At 62.3% G+C, this 8,308-nt stretch carries 5 protein-coding genes and 2 pseudogenes; 1 reads left to right on the plus strand and 6 read right to left on the minus strand.

Going from position 1 to position 8,308, the window contains the following annotated elements:
• Window positions 1–578 (minus strand): annotated as a pseudogene (locus BST40_RS26525) (Rv1157c family protein); the annotation flags it as partial.
• Window positions 579–625: 47 nt separating this feature from the next.
• Window positions 626–1,273, minus strand: a complete 648-nt coding sequence (locus BST40_RS26530) for a hypothetical protein (RefSeq protein WP_075547387.1) — start codon at window positions 1,271–1,273, stop codon at window positions 626–628.
• Between the two features lie 150 nt (window positions 1,274–1,423).
• Between BST40_RS26530 and BST40_RS26535 the strand changes: the two genes are divergently transcribed.
• The gene (locus BST40_RS26535; protein ID WP_075547388.1) at window positions 1,424–2,623 is read left to right on the plus strand and encodes a mannosyltransferase; all 1,200 of its coding nucleotides are present in this window, start codon (window positions 1,424–1,426) and stop codon (window positions 2,621–2,623) included.
• A 2-nt stretch (window positions 2,624–2,625) separates the two neighbouring features.
• Here BST40_RS26535 and BST40_RS26540 read toward each other — a convergent pair whose 3' ends face one another.
• The 4 genes and pseudogenes from BST40_RS26540 to BST40_RS29740 form a co-directional block, all read right to left on the minus strand.
• Window positions 2,626–4,125: a serine hydrolase domain-containing protein gene (locus BST40_RS26540; RefSeq protein WP_089025318.1), complete on the minus strand. Its 1,500-nt coding sequence runs from the start codon at window positions 4,123–4,125 to the stop codon at window positions 2,626–2,628.
• Window positions 4,099–4,395, minus strand: a pseudogene (locus BST40_RS31255) (4-hydroxy-2-oxovalerate aldolase); the annotation flags it as partial. The pseudogene BST40_RS31255 and the gene BST40_RS26540, both read right to left, overlap by 27 nt.
• A 153-nt stretch (window positions 4,396–4,548) precedes the next feature.
• Window positions 4,549–5,538, minus strand: a complete 990-nt coding sequence (locus BST40_RS29735; RefSeq protein WP_142276818.1) for a hypothetical protein — start codon at window positions 5,536–5,538, stop codon at window positions 4,549–4,551.
• Window positions 5,539–7,285: 1,747 nt separating this feature from the next.
• On the minus strand, window positions 7,286–7,615 hold the full coding sequence (locus BST40_RS29740; protein WP_131808299.1) for a hypothetical protein: 330 nt from the start codon (window positions 7,613–7,615) through the stop codon (window positions 7,286–7,288).
• Between the last annotated feature and the right edge of the window lie 693 nt (window positions 7,616–8,308).

An 8,308-nucleotide genomic window follows, 5' to 3' on the forward strand; every position in this document is an offset into this window, starting at 1 on the left:
CCCGACGGGGGAGCCGGTGCGGGTGCGGCGACCGGCGGAGCAGCCGGTGCGGGGGCGGCGGCCGGCGCGGGAGCCGCGGCGGGCGGTGCCCCAGCCGGCGGGGATGCCGGTGCGGGAGCCGCAGCCGGCGCGGGGCCGGCGACGTGTGCCGGATCGATCCCGGTCGGCAGATGCGCCAGCATGCCGGGCTCGACACCAGGCGGCGGCACGTGTGGCACCGGTGCGGTCTCAGGGGCCGGGGCCGGCACCCCTAGGGCGGGCGAACCGGGATTGGTCGGCTCCGCCACGAACTGGTTCACCGACGCCGCGACGTTCTTGGACTCGGCCGGCGCAGCCGGATTGTGGACAAACGCTTGCGCCGCGGCCATCAACAGCTGGGTCGCCTGTCCTGGGTTGCTGGCGGCCTGTTGGATTATCGGACTCAACTGGGTCAACGCCGGCAGGCCCGGTAGCTGCTGGTTGGGGTTGGGCTGCGGCGCCGCCGGGTCGGCCGCCGCGGCCGGGCAAAGCCCGAACGCGGCAGCCGAGGTGACGACGGCGGCGGCCAAACCCTTGGACAGGCTCCACGTGCTCGCCACAGTAGTTTCTCCAGTCCTTGGTGATGGTCAGCCGGTTGACAGTTGGGTCAGGGCAGGGCAGCCAGCAGCGTCTGGGGCGGACCAGCCGGTGCCCCAGGCGCGGGTGCCGCGGGCGCCGGGGCAGGGACAGCGGCCGGTAGTCCCGGAATGGCGCCCGAAGCCAACCCCGGCAGGGCCGCCTGGGCGAGACCCGGAATCGCCGACGCCAACCCGGGAAGCGCCGCTGCCGGAGCCGCGGGAGCCGCCGGGGTCAGCGGGGCGGTGACGCCCGGGATCGGTGTGGTCACCCCGGGAATGGCCGGCGTTGCCGCCGGTGCGGGAGCCGTCGGAGCCGCCACCGGTGCGGTGATGCCGGGGATCGGTGTGGTCACCCCGGGAATGGCCGGCGTTCCGGCCGACGTCGCCGGCACCGCCGGTGCGGCGGGAGTCAGTCCCGGAATCATGGATGCGATGCCGGGGGCGGCAAGCGCGGGCTCCGGGGCTCTGGGGACCGGTGGGGTGGCTCCCAGTGCCGTCGCGAGGTTTTGCAGAATTTGCGGCGCGTTGGCGGCCGACGCGATCAGCTGCTGCGGGATGTTGGAAACCGGATCCGGCACCGGCGCCGGGTCGGCGTGGGCGATACCGCCCGTGAGTAAGGCGGCGGACGAACCGACCAAGACGGCGGCGGCGCGTACGTAGGTCCACATGGTTGGCATGACTCTCCCTGGTTAGCGGTGACAGATCCCGCAGCCGAAGCTATCGCGGTACTGGTGTGACTCAAGTGACACGTGTGGCATTTATGTGATCGTTACCGATACGAGTGGCGGCGGTGATCCGGCGCCCCCGGAACGTGTCCCACTAATGTCGTGCGGGTAGACAGCACTTCAGCCGTCCCGACGGCGAGAACCAGCCGGTGGCAGACGCGGGCAGCGCCGCTGCTGCTGACCCTGAGCGTCGCCGCGCGATTTGCCTGGACCTACCTGGCGCCCAACGGCGCGAACTTTGTCGACCTGCACGTCTATGTGGGCGGGGCGGCGGCTCTGGATCACCCGGGCACCCTCTACAGCTACGTATACGCCGACCAGACGCCGGACTTCCCGCTGCCGTTCACCTATCCACCGTTTGCTGCTGTCGTCTTCTATCCGCTGCACCTGCTGCCATTCGGTCTGGTTGCGTTGCTGTGGCAGATCGCGACGATGGCCGCGCTATACGGCTCCGTCCGGATCAGCCAGCACCTCCTGGGCGTGCCGGCCGGTCACGGTCATCGGGCGGCGATGCTGTGGACGGCGATCGCCATCTGGCTCGAGCCGCTACGGAGCACCTTCGACTACGGGCAGATCAATGTCTTGCTGATGCTGGCGGCACTCTGGGCGGTGTACACCACCCGGGGGTGGCTGTCGGGCCTGCTGGTCGGGGTGGCGGCCGGCATCAAGCTGACGCCGGCGATCACCGCCGTCTATCTCATTGGGGTAAGGCGCTGGCTTGCTGCGGCCTGTTCGGCGGTGGTGTTCTTGGCTACCATCGGCGTGTCGATGCTGATCGCCGGCGATCAGGCTCGCTACTACTTCACGAATCTGTTGGGCGATGCTCGCCGAATAGGGCCGGTTGCCACGTCGTTCAACCAATCCTGGCGGGGCGCGATTTCCCGGATTCTCGGTCACGACGCCGGTTTCGGTCCGCTGGTGCTGGCGGCCGTCGCGGTCACGGCGGTGCTGGTCGTCCTGGCCTGGCGGGCGCTCGACCCATTCGATCGGCTGGGCAAGTTACTGGTGGTCGAATTGTTCGGCCTGCTGTTTTCGCCGATCTCGTGGACCCACCACTGGGTATGGCTGGTGCCGCTGATGATCTGGCTGCTGCATGGGCCATTGCGGCAACGCCCGGGCGCCCCGGTCATGGGCTGGGGCTGGTTGGCGCTGACCATCATTGGCGTGCCGTGGTTGCTCAGCTTCGCCCAACCGACAATCTGGGTGATCAGCCGGCCCTGGTATCTGGCCTGGGCCGGGCTGGTCTATCCGGTGGCGACGCTGGCAACCCTGGCCTGGGTGGCCGCGACCCGTAGTCGGTGACGCTAGTTCGTTTCGTCGCGCTCCCGGCGTTGGAAAAGGCGTCCGCGGGTGCGGAACCAGGCGATGTTGCCGTCCGAGTCGCGGACGAAATTGGATCGGGTACCCACCGGCTTGTTGTCGGGTCCGAGGTCAAGCCCATAGTCGGGCCGGTAGAAGGCAAGACCCAGGCGGCTGCTCTCCGCGCCGGGGTCGTCGGAGCTCATGGTGGCGTCGAGTTGGCCGTTTCCAACCCGCATGTCGATGACCGCCTGCCCGAGGCGGCCGGATTCATTGATCAGCCCGGCGACGTAGCGCCCCTGGTACGGCGCCAACTCGCCGGCGCTGAGATGCTGCGGTGTGGCGGGCAGGTTGCTGACCCCGGCAAAGCGGCGCAACGCCCAATCATCGGCGAACAGGTCGACGGTCAGCGCGGATCCGCCTTCGGAATTGGTGAGCAACGTCATGGCGAATTTGCGCTCCGGCACCATGAAGAATCCCGAGCGTTGGCCGTTCCAGGTGCCGCCGTGCTGGACGATGACCGGGCCTTCCGCGGACGGCCGCAGCATCCAGGCGACACCCATTCCGGTGAGCTCGACTTGCAGGGTGCCGCCCGCGCCGGGGTCCGAGCGCATCGCCGCCAGCGATTGCGCGCCCAGCAGCCGCGTTCCGTCGGGTGCGGTGCCGTCGCCGAGGTGAAACCTGGCGTAGCGCAGTTGATCTCGCACACTGGAAATCAGCGCGCCGGAGGGGTTGCAGCTATGCGGAAAAGGCCAAAAGCCGGTATCGACAACCGCTTTGCCGTCGACCACGTCGTGCGCGGCCGCCACATTCAGACCGACGATCTGGTTTGAGAAGTAGTGGGTGTGGCCAAGTTGCAGCGGGTAGAGCAACAGACGTTGCACCGCCGACTCGTACGTCGACCCGGTGACCACTTCGATGATCCGGTCCGCCACCACCAAACCGGCGTTGTTGTAAGCGAATACGGTTCTCGGTGCGGTCAGCTGCGGTAGTCGCGTCATCGCGGCGACGTACCGGGCCACCGCGTCATTGCCGCGGCCGAAGTCCTGGATGTCATCACCCATCCAGCCCGAGGTGTGACTGAGCAACTGGCGCACCGTGACGGTGGCGCTGACCACTGGGTAGGCAACGGCGAACTCGGGAAGGTACCGGCGCCCCGGTGCGTCCAAGTCCACCTTGCCCTCGTCCACCAGCCGCATGATCGTGGTTCCGGTGAACGTCTTTGTGGTGGAACCGATCCGAAAGACCGTATCGCCGTCGACGGGTACCGGATGGTCGACGTTGGTGACTCCGTAGCCTTTTACGTATTCCTGCCCGCCGACCCATACGCCAACTGCGGCACCCGGGATCCCATAGGCCTTCATGCCCTTGGTGATCTTGGTGTCGAGCTCGTCAAACGCGCGGCAGGCACGGTTGGCCGAGCACGACGACAACGCCAGCGCAGCTGCGCCCGCGACGGCGCTGCCGAGAAAGGTGCGCAAACGGTCTTCCTTCCCGCCGATCAACTTGCGCCGACCCGCTCGGTACAGGAGCGCCGACGCCGGCACACCGTAGTGCTCGGCCTGACGCACGGCGTACTTGAGGGAGCTGGAGTAGACGCCCGAATAGCCCATGATGAGCGCGTTGCGGTCCAGCAGGCATTCGGCGGGCATGGCCGGGTGCACCACGTCCTCGGCGGCATCGGCGATGTCGAAGAATTCGATGCCGGTTTTCACGCCGATCTTGCGCAACACCCCGGTCAGCGCCACGACCGGCGCGTTGCCCGCGCGGGCACCGCTCTCAATCATTCCCGGCCCGGCAGTGGCGCATCCATCCGATAGCGACATTGTCGGCATCGCCGGCCAGAAATGGTTGTTGGCTTGGTACCCGAGCCCACCTTGAACCCCAGATCTGTATTGACGATGCCGCCCGGTGTCTATCTGAAACCACTACTCGTCGGAATTGTTGGAGTCGTCATCGAAAGTAGAAGAATCTTCATAAGAACCGGAGTATTCGTCGTCGGAGTCGGATGTAGCGTCATCGTAGCGGATCCCTGGTGTTGGGGGATATACGTTGCCTCCGCCCGCTCCCTGTTGCACCGCTTGCGCCCTGTGCCATTGCTGGATAACCGCCTCTCGATACATCGGCGACCAGTCGTCGATGCTCTGCACCCTCGGGTAACTCGACAAAAAGCCAGGACGCAAGACATATTCGCCGTCGTTCAGCACGATGTATTCGGCTAATTTGCTACCATCTACGTCTTCCCCAGGAGACAGCTCCGATGGAAACGGACTGGGCAGTTCGGGGTCGCTGTCCGATACTCTGCCGAAAGGATATCTCGGACGGTTCATATCTTCAGCAAAGCTCCCAAAATTGTCCTCGAAGGTGTTGGGTATATTCTCCATAATGGTATAACTATTGGTAAAATTATCCAGGCCTTCGTACCTATTGTTAACATTGTTTTGGTCGATACTGCTGATTGAATATTCATCCACAATTTGAGTAACCGGCATGTTATCGATGAATATGTAGTCTTGATTTGAATTCGGTTGATCGTTACTGTTAGAAGTGACCGTAGGATTGCTGCCCGAGTCCTGAAGATTGCTGGAAACAATCGAACTGTTATTGGTGTCCTGACTGCTGCCGTTTGTCGTTGAACCGTTGTTGGAATCGTTATGATCGCTATAACTAGAATGATCATTCGAACAGGTGTCAAGTTTGAATCCGTCGTGAGCGGTCAGAGTAATGGCGAGCCTGCCAACGCTGACGCTGGCGGCGCTCCCCGCGGTGATGTCGACGGCGACGGCGACGCCGCTAGTCAACGCCAAGGTCCCCAGCGCAACAACGGCGCCGCGTTTGCGGCGCCGTCCCTGGGCGGCGGCCCGCGGCCGGGGATGAGCCGGGTTCGACCCGACAGCGCTGACGTCACCTGTAGTCACTGAGTTGTGCGGAATTCGAGGCATAACAGAACCCTTCTCATTTCGGATGCAAATTCGTGCAGATACGCGAACTAACTGAATGCCAGCCCGAAGTCGGAAATGCCGACATCACAAAGCAGAAACACAGAGCACAATCACCCCGCAAGATATCTAGAACGTGCCGTCAAACAGGATCACCAACTATGCAGCACGACGAAGCTAGCCACGAACTGCCACGTCAAGACTCTGCTATCCGAAAATTACTGTGACGCGCGCAGCGCGGGGATCTAACCGTGCAGCCAAGACATGTCTTCTAACTGCTAGATGCTCGCATAAGCCCTCCTCATGAGGCCGCATATCTAGCGCGGACAACACTAGAAGAGATTCGCCTCGCCCGCTAATCACTACTTTTGATGGGTCTATAACCGCCGCTTATTAGCTCTAGATTTTCTTGCGACCAGAGCACCGTCCGACGCATGGGGCATCGCTAGAGGCCTGCCTATCGGGGTTGGGCCGGGGTCCGCTCTCGGGACCTGATGACAATGTGAGCCGGACAAGATTGAACAAACCCGCTATCCCGGTCCCAGTGTTGAGCAAACCCGAGTCGAGCCGGCTGTAGCGTCGCGGCCTGGGCCGCCTCGAACGCGCTCACTGTCGCCCGCGGATGGCCAGCCACCATCGCAGCGTGCGTGGCCGCACACTCAGCCACCCGCGTAGGGCCCGGCCGCGGCCTCCATTGCCGACGCTGCAGCGACTAGGAAATATTTAGCCAGAAAAGCTGATTCCGGGACTCGACCGCATTACGCCGACGCGCCTGACCCAGAGTTCAGAAACCTCACAACAGCACCGCCGCAGTCGTCATCACGATCGACGGTCGCCGTTTCTTGGTTCTGATCGGACTGATCGGCCAACACCGAGGTCGGCCGGGTAACAAAGAGCGAGCGCGAGCTCCGCCCAATCCAGGCGATCCGCCCGTGTGCTACATAAAACGCCGAACACATCGCCAGTAACAAGGAGGCCAGCAGCTACTTGTGTTTGACGATGACGACTACCAAGTACAAAGGCCTGTGAGTTTGATAGCAGAGAATAACCACGTCGCCGAGCGAACACTTGCAAATCTGCCTAACCAATTTGGAAAAGGAATATTATCCGCTGGACTTGAACAGGGGCAAAGAGAATCGCCAGGAGTTACCCTACTTTGAGTTAGCCACGTTCCCTTTGGCAACCTCGATACTGCTCATTTTCGTTTACAAACAAGGAAGATGCCATGGTGGATGACATCCGATACGCATACTTCGGAAGAGCGTTTCTGAATATATCGGAAATGGCGAGACAGCTTACCTGATTCAGATATGAGTGAACTTCGCGAGGATTTCAGGACAATTTCTGAATGTCTGGATCGATCCCGGGAAGTCGAGGACAGCGACAACCGACCTAGGTATTTCGCCAGGGTATCGCCGTTGTTGAATACGGGCCTGGTGAACCTGACTCGCCGTACGCCTTGCATCCTCGGGTACTGCGCGAAAGGCGTCAGCCCCACTTAAAGTGCGCGGAAACGGAAGCTCACGAGCTTCGAGCCTCATGCATACGCGCACTCGTTGATTCAGCAGACACTTCGTTCAATTGAGCAGCCGTTCGCACATTGATGTACTTCGATTATGGACTGCCTCGGCGTTCCGGCCGGCAGAAAAGACACTATCGACCCGTGGCAGAAGAGTTTAATAGCCCAGCGCTCTGCCAGCACTGGGCTATGTGGACGTTGGCTAATCTAACGAGCGGGCACCGGAGAAGGCGCGACTGAAGACGGTGCATGATTGGGCGCACCGTGTCCGCCGTGGCCTGCGTTCGGTATTTCCATCACCATTGCCGGGTATTCACGCTGACGATAGTGGGGCGAGCTAGCGTCCTTGGTATAAACAGCAAACCCAAATCCCGCAAAGAATATTCCGGCGACGATGAACAATGTCCCAGCGACGACAGCCACCCACGCCGCGGCCTTGAAAACCTTCGGGGTGTCCGACCGTGGTGTGACCTTTGGTGGCGCGGGTGCTACTGCCTCGGGAGTTTCATTCGTGCCAGTTTCAGATGTGTCATTCACGCATAGCATCCTAATGACACAACCTGTAAAAGTCGCTGGCAATGTGCGACGTAAATGCTGTCAGCAAGCAGGCTTAGCGGCGATATTTCGGTTGACCGCCGAGGCGGCCTGAGGGCTTCGAATTGGTTCGCGATCTTGATTTTTGGAGTCCGTTTGGCCGCGTTTTCCGACCAGTGCGTTTTGCCGTATTCCCGTTGCTCGGATTGTCCTGTCGCAGCTCTTGCACTTTGACCGCGGAATAGACATAAGGTCTGGGTTGTGGCCCGCTGTTTGCGGGTGGCGCGGAATCGTATCCGGGCCGAATGCTTACGGTTCATCAATCCGCAACCGCCACGCTTGACCTGTTTGAGCAGCCGGGGGTAGCCCGGGTGCGGACGTTGGTGATGCCATGGCCAGGAAAATGTTGCTTTCGAGCCACCAGCGGTCGACGTGCGCGACAACGCGCTTTGCGAAACGACGATCGGCCTTATGCAAGACCGGGTGCGTGGGCGGCGGTTATCCCGCCTCGACCGACGCTTGCCCGCCGACGTGGAGGCCCACTACTACGCTCAACAGCCGACCGGTCAGCACACCGGTCACACGTCACCAGATGTGCATAAGACTCGGAATGTCCAGCTAGCCTCCGGATAGTGGGCGTGACATTACGGTCATTTTGAGTCCGTATCGGGGTACGACGCCGCCGCGTCCGGTTGC

It is taken from the genome of Mycobacterium persicum, assembly GCF_002086675.1.
GTDB classification, from domain to species: domain Bacteria; phylum Actinomycetota; class Actinomycetes; order Mycobacteriales; family Mycobacteriaceae; genus Mycobacterium; species Mycobacterium persicum.

Coding starts and splice junctions, on each gene's coding strand:
- BST40_RS26530 (WP_075547387.1), bottom strand. CDS start 1,273: ATGCCAACCATGTGGACCTACGTACGCGCCGCCGCCGTCTTGGTCGGT.